Here is a 16,807-nt window from a genome sequence, read left to right as displayed (position 1 = left end):
GCTTCGGCCTCCGCTCCTTCGGCATCTGTTGTGCAGGAGCCGCACTCCACCCCTGAGCGCGCCCCAGCCCTGAGCGCCGGCTCACGCGTCAGCACCGTCCGGCATCCGGGTCGAACTCGCACCAGACCGCCTTGCCGTCTCCCCGTGGCTCCACTCCCCAGCGCGCGGACACCGCGTCCACCATCAGAAGTCCTCTGCCGGAGGTCGCCGCCTCACCGGGGGTACGGCGGCGGGGCCAGACGCTGGAGCGGTCCTTGACCCAGAGACGGACACGGCGGACCGGTTCCGGCAGGATCTCCAGAGTGAGCACCGCGCCGCTCTCGGTGTGCAGCAGCACATTGACCAGCAGTTCACCCGCCGCCAGTTCGACATCGTCGGTCAGCGCCGCCAGGCCCCAGTCCGCCAGGGCCTGGCGCAGCACGGCACGCGTCTCGACCAGCCCTTCGGGGTCGGCCTGGTGGACGTACTGGTGGATACGGGGCGCCTGGTCCGTGCCGGGGTCGGGGCGGCGGCGCAGCACCAGCAGCGCCATGTCGTCGCCCGTCCCCCAGCGTTCCCAGAGCCGGTCCGAGAGATGGTCGGCCAGCGCGCCCGCCGCGCCGGGGCCGGATCTGACGATGTCCGCGAGGGTGTCCATCCCGGCCGAGATGTCGCGTCCCGGCTCCTCGACCAGCCCGTCGGTGCAGAGGATCAGCGTCTCCCCGGGCACGAGATCGAGCCGGGTCTCGGGAAAGTCCTCCTGGCCGAAGGTGGTGGCGAAGCCCAGCGGGAGCCCGCCCCGCAGATTGGGCCAGCCGGTCCTGCCGTCGGTATGGCGGACGAGCGGGCCGAGATGACCCGCCCGTACGGCCCGTATGACACCGCTGCCCAGATCCACCTGAGCATAGGTGCAGGTCGCGAACCGTTCGGTGTCGAGTTCCGCGAGAAAGCGCGAGGCGCGTGCCAGAACGGTCGCGGGGCTGTGGCCCTCGCCCGCGAAGGCGCGCAGGGCGATCCGTAGCTGGCCCATGATGGCGGCGGCATGGGTGTCGTGTCCCTGGACGTCACCGACGACCACGCCGACCCGGTTCCTGGGCAGCGCGATGACGTCGTACCAGTCTCCGCCGACCTCTCTGCCGCTCCACGCCGCGTGGTAGCGCACCGCGATCTCGGCGCCGGGGAACTCGGGGATGTCGCGGGGCAGCATGGACGCCTGGAGGCTGGTCGCGAACTCGCGTTCCTGGTCCAGGAGGATGGCGCGCTGGAGCGACTGCGCCACGATCCCGGCCAGGCCCAGACACATCGAGCGGGTCTCGGCGGAGAAGTGCGTGCGCCGCCGGTAGAAGAGCGCGAGACAGCCGATGGAGCGGCCCTGGGTGATCAGCGGCAGAAAGGCGGCCGCTTTGTAGCCGAGTCTGCGGACATAGGGCCGCAGCCCCGGGAAGCGGTCGACGACGAGATCGCTGAGCGAGGCGACGAAACGCGGCTGTCTGCTCAGGACCACCTCGGCGAGCGGCAGGGTCCCGTCGAGGCGGTGCAGCCGCAGATCGTCCAGCGCGTCCATGGACTCTCCGGCCAGGGCGATCAGTCTCAGGGTGCCGCCCTCGACCACACCGAGCGCCAGTCCGTCGGCACCGAAACGCTCCAGTCCTCCCACTCCCGTCAGCACGGCGGCGACATCGTCCACCGTGACCGCTCGGGACAGCGCCTCCGTGGTGCTCCGGACCAGGCTGTTCAGCCCTTGGCGGGTCTCCTCGGAGGGGCTGACCAGGGAGAATTCCGCCAGCTCCGCCGTCGCGTCACGGACGATTCCGACGACGCGGTAGGCGCGGCCCAGACTGTCGCGCAGGATCCGGCCCCGCGTATGGGTCCACTGCCGCACACCACTGCGGCGCACCAGCAGGAAGTACGAGCCGTACGACAGCCGGCCGTTCCTGACGGCCCCGTCCACGACGGCTTCGAGACGGATCCACTCCGCACGCGGTACGCGTTGCAGCAGCGACTCCGCCGTGCCCTCGAACTCGCCGGGGCACAGATCGAAGACATCGAGCGCCGCCGGGTCCAGTCCCAGGTTTCCGCTCTCCAGATCCCAGTCGAAGCTGCCCATGCGGTTGAGGGCAAGCCTCTCATCGGCACCGATCACCGCTCGGTTCCGGTCCCGACTGCGGTCCCGATCGCATCCTGCCATGCGCCCCGCTCCGGAGATGGGCCGGGAAACCCGGCCGGACGGCCGGGCTCCTCGTCGTCCGGGACACTGGCTCCGCGCCCCGCGGTCCGATACCCACGGCCAGGGTTCCTTCGCCCGGTCGCCGGGGCACGTGTGTCCAATCATGAAGCGTAACTTTTCCGGCACACCACCGCATAACAGTCGCACTCCGAAGCCACCTCCGCGCACCGTGTGCGCCACCGGCCCACCACCGGTCGCCGACCCGCCCACCAGGGCGTAGCGATGGATACACATACGCATTAGCAACGTTATCCCCTTCTTGGTAGCATCCCTCCCATGAGCACGCGAACACGCATTCTGGAGGTGGCCGCCGAGCTGCTGGCGAAGTCACCGAACGGGGACATCTCCACGCGGGCGGTCTGCGACGCCGCGCAGGTCGGCGCGCCGGTGCTCTACCGGCAGTTCGGCGACAAGGAGGGACTTCTCTCCGCCGTCGTCGACTACGGCTTCGACACCTATCTGGCGACCAAGCGACTGCGTGAACCGGGGACCGATCCGATCCAGGACCTGCGCGACGGATGGGACACCCATGTCGCGTTCGCGCTGGCGAATCCCCATCTGTACCGGCTGATGAACTCCCCCTTGATGCGCAAGCCACCCGCCTCGGCCGCCGAGTCACATCAGATCCTCACCCGCGATCTGGAGCGGGCCGCGGCCCGGGGACTGCTGCGGCTCTCCCCCGAACTCGCCGCCCAGATGATCATGTCGGCCAATGTCGGCGTGGCGCTGATGCTGGTCTCCCGGCCCGGCACCTTCACCGATCCCGATATGTCCCGACGGGTTCGCGACGCGGTGCACGCCGCCGCGTTCACTCCCGAGGCGATGTACGGCGATACCTCCGGTGAGACGTCCACCGCCCCTGAGGAACCCGGCACCGAGACCCCGGCCGCGGCGGCCCGTCTGGGGGCCCTGCTCCGCCGGACACCGCCCTCGTCCCTGACGGCCGTCGAGGCCGCGCTGCTGTCCGAGTGGCTGGAGCGCGTGGCGAACACTCCGGGCGCCACCGTCCCCGCACCGGCATCCACCGTTCAGGCCTCGTAGAAACCCCCGAGCCAGGTCTCGCGGAACCCGAGCCTCGTAGAACCGTCAGGCCCCCAACGGATCCGGGCGCGGGCGGTCAGATGATGCCGCCGTTGGCCCGCACGACCTGGCCGTTGATCCAGCGCGCGGGACCCGCCAGAAAGGCGACGACCTCGGCTATGTCCTCCGGGGTGCCCAGCCGCTCCAACGGCGGCTGGGCCGCCATCCGCGCGATGGTCTCCTCGTCCTTGCCGTCCAGGAACAGCGCGGTCGCGGTCGGTCCCGGCGCCACCGCGTTGACCGTGACATCCCGTCCGCGCAGCTCACGGGCGAGGATCAGGGTCATGGCCTCGACGGCCCCCTTACTCGCGGCGTAGCCGGCGTATCCGGGAAGGGCCAGACCCAGCACGGAGGTCGAGAAGTTGATGATCGCCCCACCCCGGCGCACCCGGCGCGCCGCCTGCTGGTCGACCACGAACGTGCCGCGGATATTGGTGCGGTGCATACGATCGAGCGCGTCCAGATCCGCCTCGGCCAGCGGCGCCAGCACCATACTGCCGGCGGCGTGCACGACCACGTCGACTCCGCCGTAGGTCTCGGTCGTGGTGTCGAAGAGCGCGGCGACGGCCGTCTCGTCGGCGACATCGGCCTGGACCGCGATCGCCCGCCCGCCGTCACCGGTGATGGCCTCGACCGCCGCGTCGGCCTCCTCCTTGTTGCCCGCGTAGTTGACCACGACCGCGTAGCCGTCCGCCGCGAGGCGCTCCGCGCTCCGTCGGCCGATCCCCCGCGAGCCGCCCGTGACGATGGCGACCCGGCGCGCGGAAGCCGCACCCGCGGCGCCCTGCGCGCGTCCCCCCTGCCCCGCGTCTCCCGCGCTCCCGGCGTCCCCCGCACTCCCGGCGCGCCCCGCGTTACCAGCGTTCTCGATCCGCTCGGCGTTCTCAGGCATGACCATGCTCCGTTCCGGTCGGGGCGCATCCTCCGCACCCACCTGGAACAACGTTAACATCGATACGTTATCGACGCTACCCCAGGCCTCGTAGCCACGTTCCGCAGAACTCGCAGCCATGTTCCCCAGGTCTCGTGGCCACGTTCTCCAGGTCTCGTGGCCATGTTTCAGACACCCGTCACGAGCCGTCAGATCCTGAAACGACACCCCCTCATCGCACCCCGGACACCGCGCAAAGCCCGACAATCGCCGCGTCCCGCCCGTTATTTGTTGTCGACAGCAGAACCAACCATGGCAGCTTCGTGCACAACTCTTGACGTGTCCGAAACACGAGAGAAGCATCTCCCCTACCGAGAGAGCGCTCTCCGGTATACCTCTCGCTCCGCCTGCCCGATGTCTGACGACTCAGGAGACCTGCCCATGCACGCTCCTCCGCTCACTTCCCCGGTGTTCCGGAGATCCGCTCCGGGACGTCGGCGAGGCCTGGCCGCTTCGGTCGCGGCCACTCTGATCGCCTCACTGCTGCTCCTCATCCCCAGCACGACCGCCCAGGCCGCACCCACCTTGCTCTCCCAGGGCAAGCCGGTGACAGCTTCCAGCCAGGAGAACGGCGGCACCCCCGCCTCGGCCGCCAACGACGGGAACACCGGCACCCGTTGGTCGAGCGCCGCGTCCGACCCGCAGTGGATCCAGATCGACCTCGGATCCAGTGTCGCCGTCAGTCAGATCGTCCTGAACTGGGAGGCCGCGTACGCCAAGGCCTACAAGATCGAGTTCTCGGCCAACGGCACCAGCGGCTGGACGCAGGCCTACGCCACCACCACCAGCCCCGGTGGCACGGAGACCCTGAACGTGTCGGGCACCGCCCGCTTCGTACGGCTCACGGGCACCACGCGGGCCACCCAGTGGGGTTACTCGCTCTGGGAGTTCCAGGTCTTCGGCGGCACCTCGGGCGGCACCGGCGACCCGATCCCGGGCGGCGGGGACCTCGGTCCCAACGTCGTGGTCTTCGACCCGTCGACCCCGAACATCCAGGGCAGGCTGGACCAGATCTTCAAGCAGCAGGAGTCCGACCAGTTCGGCGCCGGCCGCTACCAACTGCTGTTCAAGCCCGGCACGTACAACAACATCAACGCCCAACTGGGCTTCTACACCTCGATCTCGGGCCTCGGCCTCTCCCCGGACGACACCACCTTCAACGGTGATGTGACCGTGGACGCCGGATGGTTCAACGGAAACGCCACCCAGAACTTCTGGCGCTCCGCCGAGAACCTGGCACTCAACCCGGTCAGCGGCACCAACCGGTGGGCGGTCGCGCAGGCCGCGCCGTTCCGCCGTATGCACGTCAAGGGCGGGCTCAACCTCGCCCCCAACGGCTACGGCTGGGCCAGTGGCGGCTACATCGCCGACAGCAAGATCGACGGCACCGTCGGCCCGTACTCCCAGCAGCAGTGGTACACCCGTGACAGCTCCGTCGGCGGCTGGACCAACGGCGTCTGGAACATGGTGTTCTCCGGGGTCGAGGGCGCTCCCGCGCAGAGCTTCCCGAACCCGCCGTACACCACGCTGAACAACACGCCCGTCTCCCGCGAGAAGCCGTTCCTCTACCTGGACGGCAACGCGTACAAGGTGTTCGTTCCCGCCAAGCGCACCAACGCGCGCGGCACCACCTGGGGCAACGGCGCCCCGCAGGGCCAGTCCCTGCCGCTCGACCAGTTCTATGTCGTCAAGCCCGGCGCCACCGCGGCGACGATCAACCAGGCGCTCGCCCAGGGGCTCAACCTCCTGTTCACGCCGGGCATCTACCACATCGACCAGACCATCAACGTGAACCGCGCGAACACCGTGGTCCTCGGTCTGGGCCTCGCCACGATCATCCCGGACAACGGGGTGACCGCGATGAAGGTCGCCGATGTGGACGGAGTGAAGCTGGCCGGATTCCTGATCGACGCCGGTCCCGTGAACTCCCCCACGCTGCTGGAGGTCGGGCCGCAGGGCGCGTCCGCGGACCACTCCGTGAACCCGACCACGGTCCAGGACGTCTTCATCCGGATCGGTGGAGCGGGTCCCGGCAAGGCGACCACCAGCATGGTGATCAACAGTGACGACACCATCATCGACCACACCTGGGTCTGGCGTGCCGACCACGGCGCCGACGTCGGCTGGGAGACCAACCGCGCGGACTACGGCGTCCGGGTCAACGGTGACGACGTCCTGGCGACCGGTCTCTTCGTCGAACACTTCAACAAGTACGACGTGGAGTGGTACGGCGAGAACGGCAAGACGATCTTCTTCCAGAACGAGAAGGCGTACGACGCGCCGAACCAGGCCTCGATCCAGAACGGCAGCATCAAGGGGTACGCCGCCTACAAGGTCGCGGACTCCGTCAACAACCACGAGGGATGGGGTCTGGGCAGCTACTGCAACTACACCTCGGACCCGAACATCCAGCAGGACCATGGATTCCAGGCACCGGTCAAACCCGGTGTGAAGTTCCATGATCTCCTGGTGGTCTCCCTCGGCGGCATGGGTCAGTACAACCACGTCATCAACAACCTGGGCTCGCCGACGTCGGGAACCTCGACGGTCCCCTCGACCATCACCTCGTTCCCGTAGCACGCACGGCCCGGCCTCCCACGGAGGCCGGGCCGGTCCGTCCGGCGGCCGGCCCAGCCCTGCCGCCGGACGGCGCAACCGTTCATACGATCGGCTCGGTGTTATCACCGTAATGCTCCGGCGTGTCAGCACGCGCCGGAGCCCCGTTCATTCCGGGCCGGCGCCGGAATCGGCCCCCTTCGAGGGCGGCGCACTCCCCCGGCGCGCGAATGGCGACGCCTCGCGCCCCCGCCCAGACTTGACGGCATGTCGGGCAAACGAAGCGCGGGAATCCTCCTCTACCGGGTCATGGACTCCGGTCTCGAAGTGCTTCTCGGACACATGGGCGGACCGTATTGGTCAGCTCGTCATACCGCCGCCTGGACCATCCCCAAGGGTGAGTACGGATCAGCGGAACGGCCGCGGGACGCGGCCCGCCGGGAGTTCCAGGAGGAGCTGGGAGTGCCCGTGCCCGAGGGGCCCTGGACCCCCCTCGGCGAAGTCCGCCAAAAGAGCGGCAAGACCGTCACCGCCTGGGCTGTCGAGGGTGATCTGGACCCCGCGTCGGCCGTCTTCGGCACGTTCGCCATGGAGTGGCCCAGGGGGTCCGGAGTGGTGCGTGAGTTCCCCGAGCTGGACCGGGTCGGCTGGTTCCTTTTGCGGGACGCCGTGGAACCGCTGGTAACGGGACAGCGAGTGTTCCTCGAACGACTGGACGAGTGCATAGGCGACGACCTCCGCCGGCCCCCGTCCGGCCGCTAGACCACTCGCCGCCCCGAAACCGTCCGAACCGTCCGAGGAAGCGTCCAAGGAGCCGTCCAGGAGCCGTCGGGGCCCCGCCACCCAGTCCAGGAACCAGGAAAGGGCATCATCCTCCGTGCACCCTCGTACCTATGTCCTGATCACCGTCGGTACGGCTCTGCTGGCCGCCGCGGCCGTCCCCATCACCGTGCTCCCCGCCCTGGCCCAGTCCACCGACGAGCCGCCCCCCGCCGCCCCCGTGCCACGGGCCGAACGCCGCGGGGTCCCGGGACCGCCGGCCGGCAATCCCGCCGCGGGACCACCGCCGCCCGCCCGAAGACCGCCGGCCGGGGGCGGACCGGCCACCGAGGGAGGACCCGTCACCGCGGAGGCGCTGCTCTCCAAGGTCAGCCACTGCCAGCAGATCTCCAACGGTCTCTACCGCACCCGCGAGAGCTCCTCCACCGCGGTTCCCGTCTGCGACGCGAACGGTGCCGTGTTCTGGAAGGCCGACATGGACATCGACTGCGACGGCCAGGTGACGGACCGCTGCAACCTCAAGACCGACCCCTACTTCCAGAGCGCGACGGCCTACACGGAGTCCAGCGGCAGGGCGCTGAACGCCAAGGAACTGCCGTACATCGTCGTGCCGACCCCCAGCGCGATCTGGAACTACCGCTCCTCGGGCATCCGGGGCGGGTCCGTCGCCGCGGTCATCCACGGCGACCGGGTCCAGTACGCCGTCGTCGGTGACACCGGTCCGCCCGGGATCATCGGGGAGGGTTCGCTCGCCACGGCCCGCGGGCTCGGGATCTCGACCGACCCGTACGGCGGCGGCATCGGCGAGGGGGTGACCTACATCATCTTCAAGCACTCGGAAGTCGCGTCCCTGGAGGACCAGGACAGCGCCGCGCTCCAGGGCGAGGAGCTCGCCAGGCAGTTCCTGCTGGAGAACTGACGAAGGAACGGACGGCGCGACGGATGACGCGGAACGGATGACGGAGCGCGGGACGGATCCGACGGCGCGGGCGGCAGCGGAACGGGGGGTGGTGCACGGCGGGAGACCCGGCCGCACACCACCCCCCGTCGGCGGCCTTCCGCGGTCAGACGATGCCCTCGGAGATCTCCGACTGCTCGCGGGCGTTGCCGTACGCCTGCGGGGTGCTGTACGAGCCACGGGCCACGTACCACCACACCGTGGCGAGGACCAGCACCACGGCCAGGGCGATCACCGCGTAGTTCATCGAGTCGACGGTCACCGGGTTCGACTGCGGCAGACAGAAGAGGACGGTGACCACCGCCACCCACGCCACCGCGATCCAGCCGATCGGCCTGCTCCAGCGGCCCAGCGTCCAGGGGCCCGGCTCGAAGCGGTTGCCCGCGCGCAGCTTCAGATAGATCGGGATGGCGTACGCGGGGGTGATACCGATGACGTTGATGGCCGTCACCGCGCCGTACGCGGTCGTGGAGTACAGGGACGGTACGGCCAGCAGGCACGCGACGACGACCGAGAGCCAGACCGCGGGGACAGGGGTCTGCGTACGGCTGCTGACGCGGCGCCACAGCGCGGATCCCGGGAGCGCGTTGTCACGGCTGAAGGCGAACACCATCCGGCTGGCGGCGGCGACCTCGGCGTTGCCGCAGAAGAGCTGCGCCACGATCACGAGGAGCAGCAGGGCCGTGGCACCGCTGGTGCCCAGGGCGTCGATCAGGATCTGCGCGGGCGGCACACCGGTGTCGCTGTTGCGGGTGCCCGCGTAGTCCTGGATGGCGAAGGTGAGTCCGGCCAGCAGCGCGAAGCCGGCGATCCAGGAGACCCAGATGGCGCGGACGATACCGCGCGCGGCCGACACCGAGGCGTTGGAGGTCTCCTCGGAGAGATGCGCGGAGGCGTCGTACCCGGAGAAGGTGTACTGCGCCAGCAGCAGACCGATGGCCGCCACATAGATCGGATTCTCCCAGCCGGTCTCATTGACGAACTCGGTGAAGACGAACGACGGCGACTGGTGGCTGTCGGGAATGATCGCGAGCGCGCCGACGATGATGGCCACACCGGCCAGATGCCACCACACGCTGATCGAGTTGAGCACACTGACCAGCCGGACGCCGAACAGGTTCAGCGTGGCATGCAGCAGCAGGATGCACATGAATATGACCATGGTCCAGCCCGGCGTGGGGTCGAAGCCGAACTGGAGATTCAGGAAGGCCCCGGTGAAGAGCGCCGCGCCGTAGTCGATACCGGCGATCGCGCCCAGCAGTCCGAGCAGGTTCAGCCAGCCGGTGTACCAGCCCCACTTGCGTCCGCCCAGCCGGTCGGCCATGTAGTACAGAGCGCCCGAGGTGGGGTAGGCGCTGGTGACCTCGGCCAGTGCCATGCCCACACAGAGGACGAAGAGTCCGACGCCCGCCCAGCCCCAGAGCATCACCGAAGGGCCGCCGGCGCCCATGCCGAATCCGTACAGCGTCATACAGCCGGAGAGGATGGAGATGACCGAGAAGCTGATCGCGAAGTTGCCGAAGCCGCCCATACGGCGGGCGAGGACGGGCTGGTAGCCCAGCTCCCGCAGCCTCTGTTCTTCATCCTTCTGCGGCACGAGGTCGGCCTTCGACCACGTCGGCGGGGAAACGGACACGGAAGTACCTCCGGTGGGAAACGCACAGGTATAGGCGACAGGGACAGGGATCGTGCGGCGGTGCGGGCATGCGGGGCGGTACGTGTGCGGGTGCGGGGCGGGGCGGTACGGGGTGGGGCCGTGCGGTGCGGTACGTATGCGTGCGGTACGTACGCGGTGCGGGCGGAACCGTGCGGTGGGTACGGCCCCGGCGGGAGCGGCTCAGCCGGACGGTCCGTTCCGCCCCTCGCGGGCGCCGAGGCACCGGCTGCGGGCACGCAGGAACACGTCCTCGGCCTGGGCCGCGTCACCGGGACTCCGCGTACGGTACGCCCATGGCAGCGTGGCGTAGTAAGGCCCCAGCGCTTCGAACACCCGGGCCCCTTCATCGAATTGGAGCGAACCCCACAGGGCGTGCGCGAGATGGTTCAGATCGAGCAGCGACGCCTCGGCCAGAACCGCGTGGTCGAACCAGAGGCGCAGGGCCCGCAGGGCGTCCCGGGTCGCGTCCTCCGTCACCCAGTGGAGGTCCAGGGCCTTCTCGTTGCCGTTCTCGCGGCGGTAGCGCTCCACCCGGACATAGAGCGGCAGGGCGTGCAGCGGGGAGCCCTCATGAGCGGCGGAGGCCGCCCACTGAACGAAGTTGACGGCCTCGGAGAGCGATCCGTCGGCCCGTCGCGCATAGACGAACTGGAGCATGCGGTGGTAGGCCTCGCGGTTGAACGGGTCGCGCTTGTCGGCCTCGGCCAGCAGGCCCCAGGGGCCGGGGAACAGCATCGGCCCCGGCGGGGGCAGCCGGTGCTCCTCCATCTGCTGCCTGCCGTCGAGCTGGGCCAGTGCCAGCAGGCATACCCAGGGCACCGGGTCGGCCGGCGCGTGGCGGGTGGCGGCGCGGCACGCCTCCCATGCCTGCTGCCACAGTTCCTGGGTACGGGGATGTCCGTCACGGTGGGCCCGTACGGCCCGCTCCACCGTGACCCGGGTGTGCATCACCGTCGCGGCGAGGCTCCGCGGTTCCTCGGCGCGCCAGGCCTGTACGGCGTCGGAACCGGCGGCCACGGCGGCGAGGACCTGGGTCCGCTGGGTCCACTGCCCCCAGTCGGTCGTCTCGGCGAGGAGGTTGCGCATCGCGAGCCAGCGCCCGGTGCGCAGATCCTGTACCGCCGTGCGCAGTTCGTTGTCGTGACCGGCCGGGTGGTAGACCGGACGGAAGTGATCGCTCGCCATCAGCTCGGCTCCGTCCGCGCGGGCGAGGGCGGCCCGGCGTACGAGGATTCCGGGCACCCGGGCGCGGGGGACGGCGCGTGCGACGGCCGGCGGCAGGGCGGCCGGGCGGGGGAACCTAGCACCAGACCTCCACCCCCGTCCCTGGCGGCCCCTGGACACGGGCATGACACAGACGCGCAGGTGTCAGGAATCCGGACGCCCCGGGGGCTGTGCGGGGCCGGACACGACCGAGGAGGCGTCCGGCTGAAAAGATGGTCGTCATAGATCCTCTAGGACGGTGGGGGTGGAGCGATCCGGGGTGCGTCACACAGGCACGGGCCTGCCGTGGCCGCGGGCAGGAACGAAACCGGTCAGGGACGTCTGCCGCCGCGGCGATCAGTGTAGGGGCCCAAGTGACCACGCTCGAACACTTTGCTGATCTTTCGCAACTCTCCGTTGATCACGGCGGATTGAGCCCTTTCCCGTACGGGTGCCGGAACGGTTCGCCGGGCACCCTCACCACCACGGCCGCCGACGGTGCCCGGACGGCTCCTGAAACCCTTGACGCCCGCTCTGACCTGCACCACGCTTTCGCTCAGCGATCAGCCCCGGCAGCGGAAGGCCCCACTCGACCGAACAACCCCGAAGCGGCGGAAGCCGGCCGACCCGGCCCGGCCCCACCGGAGCCGCAGGAACAGACCTGAACCGACCCGGACCGATCTGAACCGATCTGAACCGATCTGAACCGACCGAAGATCCCTGAACCGAAGATCCCTGACACGAAGAAGCGGGACATGCCGCCAGCCCAGCACTCTCCCCACCCGCGCGCCGGCTCAGCCACCCGGCCGGTGCTCGCCATCGATCAGGGCACCTCGTCCACCAAGGCGCTGGTGATCTGCCCCGAACGAGGGGTGATCGGCACGGGATCGGCACCGGCGCCGCCCCGGTACGGCTCCGGCGGCCTGGTGGAGATCGATCCGGCCGTTCTGCTCGGCTCCGTGCTCGACGCGGGACGCGCGGCCCTCGCCGAGGCGGCGGAACCGGTCGCGGCCGTCGGTCTGGCCAACCAGGGCGAGACGGTCCTCGCCTGGGATCCCGCAACCGGCGCACCGCTCACCGACGCGATCGTCTGGCAGGACCGGCGCGCGGAGTCCCTCTGCGGTGAACTCGCCCCGCACGACGACCGGTTGAGGCACCTGACGGGGCTTCCGCTCGACCCGTACTTCGCCGCGCCCAAGATGGCGTGGATCCGGCGCCGGCTGACCCGCGAGGGCGCCGTCACCACCAGCGACTCCTGGCTGATCCACCGGCTGACCGGCGCGTTCGTCACGGACGCCGCGACCGCCGGGCGTACCCAGCTTCTCGACCTGGACCGTGTCGAATGGTCTGCGGAGGCCCTGGAGGTCTTCGGACTGTCCGACGAGGCGCTGCCCCGTGTCGTCGATACGGCGGGAACGGTCGGCACGACCACCGCCTTCGGTGCCGAGATCCCGCTGACCGGGGTGATCGTCGACCAGCAGGCCGCGCTGCTCGCCCAGAGCGTGACCGAACCGGGATCCGCCAAGTGCACCTACGGCACAGGGGCGTTCCTGCTCGCCCAGACCGGCGGCCGGCCGCGCCGGGGCACGTCGGGGCTGGTGAGCTGTGTCGCCTGGCGGCTCGGCGGGCACACCAGCTACTGCCTCGACGGGCAGGTCTACACGGCCGCGTCCGCCGTGGACTGGCTGACCGGCCTCGGGGTGATCTCCGGGGCTGCCGAGCTGGACACGGTCGGCTCGACCGTGGCGGACAGCGGCGGAGTCACCTTCGTACCGGCGCTCGCCGGACTCGCCGCGCCGTGGTGGCGCGGCGATCTGCGCGGCTCGATCGGCGGGCTGGGGCTCGACACCGGGGCCGGGCATCTTGTGCGGGCGCTCTGCGAGGGCATCGCCGCCCAGGTCGTGGAGCTCGCGGACGCGGTGGCCGCCGATCTCGGGGAACCGCTGACGAGTCTGCGGGTGGACGGCGGTCTGACGAGGTCGGCGCTGCTGATGCAGACCCAGGCCGATCTGCTGCAACGGCCCGTCGAGGTCTCGGCGTTGCCCGATGCCACGGCGCTGGGCGTGGGCGCGCTCGCCCGTCTCGGCCTCGACGCGGCGCTGACGCCCGGCGAGGCGGTGCCGGAGTGGAAGCCCGCGGCGGTCTACGAACCACGGATCGGTGCGGCAGAGGCGGCCGACCGTCTCGGTGTCTTCCGCTCGGCGGTGGCCACGCTCCTCGACCGTACGCCGGCTCCACCCCCGCCCCCGCGCGCGGCCTCCGCCACGGAACACTGAGGACACGAAGTCCGAGTCCGAGTCCGAGTCCACGCCCGAGTCCACGCCCGAGTCCACGTCCGGAACTGGAGCACCATGGCTGTCACCACCTCCGGGGCGCTGCCGGACGCGGTGTACGACATCGTCGTCATCGGCGCCGGAGTCGTCGGCACCGCCATCGCGCGGGAACTCGGCGGCTATCCGCTGCGTGTCGCGCTGGTGGAGGCGTCCGACGATGTCGGCGACGGCACCTCCAAGGCCAACACGGCCATCCTGCACACCGGTTTCGACGCCGTCCCCGGCTCGCTGGAGTCCCGGCTGGTACGGGAGGGGCAGCGACGGCTGGCCGCCTACGCCGCCGAGGCCGGTATCCCCGTCGAGCCGGTCGGCGCGCTGCTCGTCGCCTGGGACGACGAACAACTGGCCGCCCTGCCACGGCTGGTGGAGAAGGCCGAGCGCAACGGGTACCGCGAGACCCGGATCATCGGCGCGGAGGAGCTGTACGCCCGCGAACCCTCTCTCGGCCCCGGTGCGCTGGGCGGGCTCGACGTCCCCGGCGAGAGCGTCATCTGCCCGTGGACGACGACGCTCGCGTACGCCACCCAGGCCGTCCGCGCCGGTGTCGATCTGCATCTCAACTGCGCGGTGGAGGGGGCCGACGGCGGGGCTCCCCATGAACTCAGGACCAGCCGGGGCACGTTGCGCACGCGCGTCCTGATCAACGCCGCCGGACTGTACGCCGACGAGATCGACCGATGGCTCGGCCACACCGACTTCACCGTGACACCCCGGCGCGGTCAGCTCATGGTCTTCGACAAGTTCGCCCGCGCTCTGGTCCGCCATATCCTGCTGCCGGTGCCCACCGCGCTCGGCAAGGGGGTGCTGGTGGCACCGACGGTGTACGGCAATGTGCTGCTCGGCCCGACCGCCGAGGACCTGGACGACAGGACGGCGACCGGCTCCACGGCGGAGGGCCTGGCCTTTCTGCGCGAGCGGGGCGGGCGGGTCCTGCCCGCGCTGCTCGACGAGGAGGTCACGGCCGTCTACGCGGGACTGCGCGCCGCCACCGAGCACGACGACTACCGGATCCGCTGCCACGCGGAGCAGCGGTACGTGACGGTGGGCGGCATCCGTTCCACGGGACTCACGGCGTCGATGGCGATCGCCGCGCATGTCGTGGAGCTGCTCGCCGACGCGGGCGTGAAGCTCGGGACACCGCGTAAACCCGAACCCGTACGGATGCCCAACATCGGTGAGGCGTTCCCGCGTCCTTACGAGCGCGCCGACCTGATCGCGGCCGATCCGGAGTACGGCCGGCTCGTCTGTCACTGCGAACGGGTCTCCCGGGGGGAGATCCGGGACGCTCTCGCCAGTACGATCGCGCCCAGCACGCCCGAGGGGCTGCGGCGGCGCACCCGCGCCCGGGGCGGCCGGTGCCAGGGGTTCCACTGCGGGGCCGCGGTGCGCGCGCTGTTCACCCCCGGAGCGACCGGCGCCCCCGACGCGTCAGAGGGCGGCGCACCATCCCCGCGGCCGGAGGTCGGACCATGAGCACGACGACGAACCGGGACGGCTCCTCCGTCCCCGGACCCGACCGGCGGCCGCGTACGGTCGATGTGCTGGTGATCGGCGCGGGTCCGGCCGGTCTGGCCGCGGCGGCCCGGCTGGCCGCCGCGGGCGCGGGAGCGGTCGAGGTCGTCGACCGCGAGGAGCAGGCCGGCGGCGTACCGCGCCACTGCTACCACTCGGGGTTCGGGCTGCGCGAACTGCGGCGCCCCCTGAGCGGTCCCGCGTACGCCCGCCACTGGTGCGATCTGGCGACCGGCGCGGGGGCCGCCCTGCGCACCGGGGTCTCCGTCACGGGCTGGGCGGGGCGGCCAGGACCGTCCGGCCCGGTGGCGGCCCCCGCGGGCGGGGCGGGTCCGCTCTCCGTGGACACCACCGGCCCGGACGGACTGGAACGCCTCACGGCACGGGCGGTCGTCCTGGCCACGGGCGCGCGGGAACGGCCGCGCAGCGCACGGCTGGTGCCGGGTACCAGGCCGGCCGGGGTGTTCACCACGGGCGAGGTGCAGCAGGCCGTCCATCTGCACCATCAGCACATCGGTCTGCGGGCGGTGGTCGTCGGCGCCGAACCCGTCGGCTACTCCGCCGTACGCACCCTGCGGGGCGCGGGGGTCGAGGTCGCGGCGATGGTGACGGACCAGCCGCACCACCAGTCCTCCTGGGCGTCGGGGTTCGACGCCCGGCTGCGGCACCGGGTCCCGCTGCTCACCGGGACCACGGTGACCGGACTCCTCGGCCGGGGCCGGCTCACCGGGGTCGCGCTGCGGCACACGGACGGCAGGACCACGACCGTCGCCTGTGACACGGTCGTCTTCACGGGCGACTGGATCCCGGACCATGAACTCGCCCGGCTCGGTGGCATCGCACTGGACCGGGGCACGCGGGGACCGGCGGTGGACACGGCGTTTCGTACGGCGGCGCCGGGGGTCTTCGCGGTCGGCAATCTGCTGCACGCCGTGGAGCCCGCGGGCACGGCGGCGCGGGAGGGGCGGCTGGTCGCCGGTCCCGTCCTGCGCTATCTCGCGGAGGGCGCCTGGCCGGGCGGTCAGGTGCCGGTGGAGGTCGACGCGCCCCTGCGGTGGGTCGCCCCGAACCGTATCGATCCCCATGGCCCCCGGCCGCCCCTGGGCCGGTTCACCCTGCGTACGACGCGCACGGCCGGCCGGCTGTCGGCGCTGGTCGTCACCCAGGACGGCCGTCTTCTGCACCGTGAGCGGCTGCGCCGGGCGGCGGTCCCCAATCGTCCTCTGTACGCCTCCGCCGACTGGATAGACCGCGCGCGCCCCGGCGGCGGCCCGGTCGTGATCTCGGCGGGCTGAGATCCCCGCGGGTGCCGGAATGTCCCGGGCCGGATGTCCCATGACGGACGGAACGGGCCGGGCGGAACGGGCCGGGTGGAACGGGCCGGGTGGAACGCGTCGGGTGGAACGCGTCGGGAACGGTCAGGCAGAGCCCAGGACCAGCGGAGAGCAGTCCGACTCCATGTCGAGCATCGCGAGCGCCGTGCCCACCTCCGGATGGAGCCTGCCGGAGTGGTTCGGGAAGGCGAATGTGTCGAGCACCGTCGCATCCGTCCCGGCGGCCGTAGCAGAAGCGAAGTCGTCCCTCAGGGCGT

At 70.9% G+C, this 16,807-nt stretch carries 11 protein-coding genes; 7 read left to right on the top strand and 4 right to left on the bottom strand.

What is annotated here, in order from left to right; all coding sequences use genetic code 11:
* Nucleotides 1-88: 88 nt before the first annotated feature.
* A complete protein-coding gene (locus ACFYYH_RS22290; protein WP_388553693.1) occupies nucleotides 89-2,167 on the bottom strand; it encodes a SpoIIE family protein phosphatase in 2,079 nt (692 codons plus the stop codon).
* Nucleotides 2,168-2,482: 315 nt separating this feature from the next.
* Between ACFYYH_RS22290 and ACFYYH_RS22285 the strand changes: the two genes are divergently transcribed.
* A complete protein-coding gene (locus ACFYYH_RS22285; RefSeq protein ID WP_388553690.1) occupies nucleotides 2,483-3,247 on the top strand; it encodes a TetR/AcrR family transcriptional regulator in 765 nt (254 codons plus the stop codon).
* 76 nt (nucleotides 3,248-3,323) lie between these two features.
* On the opposite strand, the gene ACFYYH_RS22280 is transcribed toward ACFYYH_RS22285, so the two are convergent.
* Nucleotides 3,324-4,178 (bottom strand): SDR family oxidoreductase, encoded by an 855-nt coding sequence (locus ACFYYH_RS22280; RefSeq protein WP_388553687.1) that lies wholly within the window; start codon nucleotides 4,176-4,178, stop codon nucleotides 3,324-3,326.
* 420 nt (nucleotides 4,179-4,598) lie between these two features.
* Between ACFYYH_RS22280 and ACFYYH_RS22275 the strand changes: the two genes are divergently transcribed.
* The 3 genes from ACFYYH_RS22275 (at nucleotide 4,599) to ACFYYH_RS22265 (ending at nucleotide 8,472) form a co-directional block, all read left to right on the top strand.
* Nucleotides 4,599-6,794 carry a discoidin domain-containing protein gene (locus ACFYYH_RS22275; protein ID WP_388553685.1) on the top strand — a complete coding sequence of 732 codons (2,196 nt, stop codon included), beginning with the start codon at nucleotides 4,599-4,601 and terminating at the stop codon, nucleotides 6,792-6,794.
* A gap of 246 nt (nucleotides 6,795-7,040) precedes the next feature.
* Complete coding sequence (locus tag ACFYYH_RS22270) at nucleotides 7,041-7,535, top strand: NUDIX domain-containing protein (protein ID WP_388553683.1); 495 nt, start codon at nucleotides 7,041-7,043, stop codon at nucleotides 7,533-7,535.
* A gap of 115 nt (nucleotides 7,536-7,650) precedes the next feature.
* A complete protein-coding gene (locus ACFYYH_RS22265) occupies nucleotides 7,651-8,472 on the top strand; it encodes a glycoside hydrolase family 75 protein (protein WP_388553681.1) in 822 nt (273 codons plus the stop codon).
* Nucleotides 8,473-8,617: 145 nt separating this feature from the next.
* Here the strand turns inward: ACFYYH_RS22265 and ACFYYH_RS22260 are convergent, their stop codons facing one another.
* Entirely contained in the window at nucleotides 8,618-10,147 is a 1,530-nt protein-coding gene (locus tag ACFYYH_RS22260; RefSeq protein ID WP_388553679.1) for an amino acid permease, read from the bottom strand.
* Between the two features lie 201 nt (nucleotides 10,148-10,348).
* A complete protein-coding gene (locus ACFYYH_RS22255) occupies nucleotides 10,349-11,353 on the bottom strand; it encodes a hypothetical protein (RefSeq protein WP_388553677.1) in 1,005 nt (334 codons plus the stop codon).
* 773 nt (nucleotides 11,354-12,126) lie between these two features.
* Between ACFYYH_RS22255 and ACFYYH_RS22250 the strand changes: the two genes are divergently transcribed.
* The 3 genes from ACFYYH_RS22250 (at nucleotide 12,127) to ACFYYH_RS22240 (ending at nucleotide 16,511) form a co-directional block, all read left to right on the top strand.
* On the top strand, nucleotides 12,127-13,647 hold the full coding sequence (locus tag ACFYYH_RS22250; protein WP_388553675.1) for an FGGY family carbohydrate kinase: 1,521 nt from the start codon (nucleotides 12,127-12,129) through the stop codon (nucleotides 13,645-13,647).
* Between the two features lie 75 nt (nucleotides 13,648-13,722).
* Entirely contained in the window at nucleotides 13,723-15,177 is a 1,455-nt protein-coding gene (locus ACFYYH_RS22245; RefSeq protein WP_388553673.1) for an FAD-dependent oxidoreductase, read from the top strand.
* A complete protein-coding gene (locus tag ACFYYH_RS22240; RefSeq protein ID WP_388553671.1) occupies nucleotides 15,174-16,511 on the top strand; it encodes an FAD/NAD(P)-binding oxidoreductase in 1,338 nt (445 codons plus the stop codon). Before ACFYYH_RS22245 ends, ACFYYH_RS22240 begins: the two co-directional genes overlap by 4 nt.
* The last annotated feature ends 296 nt before the right edge of the window (nucleotides 16,512-16,807 follow it).

It is taken from the genome of Streptomyces sp. NPDC002018 (genome assembly GCF_042890865.1).
In the GTDB taxonomy this organism is placed as follows: Bacteria; Actinomycetota; Actinomycetes; order Streptomycetales; family Streptomycetaceae; genus Streptomyces.
Note: the sequence above shows the minus strand (reverse complement) of the source record. Positions and strands in the feature narration are given on the sequence as shown.

What these genes read in the sequence shown, in the direction of transcription:
- ACFYYH_RS22240 (WP_388553671.1), top strand. Translation starts at nt 15,174, where the DNA reads ATGAGCACGACGACGAACCGGGACGGCTCCTCCGTCCCCGGACCCGAC.
- ACFYYH_RS22270 (WP_388553683.1), top strand. Translation starts at nt 7,041, where the DNA reads ATGTCGGGCAAACGAAGCGCGGGAATCCTCCTCTACCGGGTCATGGAC.
- ACFYYH_RS22290 (WP_388553693.1), bottom strand. Translation starts at nt 2,167, where the DNA reads ATGGCAGGATGCGATCGGGACCGCAGTCGGGACCGGAACCGAGCGGTG.
- ACFYYH_RS22250 (WP_388553675.1), top strand. Translation starts at nt 12,127, where the DNA reads ATGCCGCCAGCCCAGCACTCTCCCCACCCGCGCGCCGGCTCAGCCACC.
- ACFYYH_RS22245 (WP_388553673.1), top strand. Translation starts at nt 13,723, where the DNA reads ATGGCTGTCACCACCTCCGGGGCGCTGCCGGACGCGGTGTACGACATC.
- ACFYYH_RS22285 (WP_388553690.1), top strand. Translation starts at nt 2,483, where the DNA reads ATGAGCACGCGAACACGCATTCTGGAGGTGGCCGCCGAGCTGCTGGCG.
- ACFYYH_RS22275 (WP_388553685.1), top strand. Translation starts at nt 4,599, where the DNA reads ATGCACGCTCCTCCGCTCACTTCCCCGGTGTTCCGGAGATCCGCTCCG.
- ACFYYH_RS22280 (WP_388553687.1), bottom strand. Translation starts at nt 4,178, where the DNA reads ATGCCTGAGAACGCCGAGCGGATCGAGAACGCTGGTAACGCGGGGCGC.
- ACFYYH_RS22255 (WP_388553677.1), bottom strand. Translation starts at nt 11,353, where the DNA reads ATGGCGAGCGATCACTTCCGTCCGGTCTACCACCCGGCCGGTCACGAC.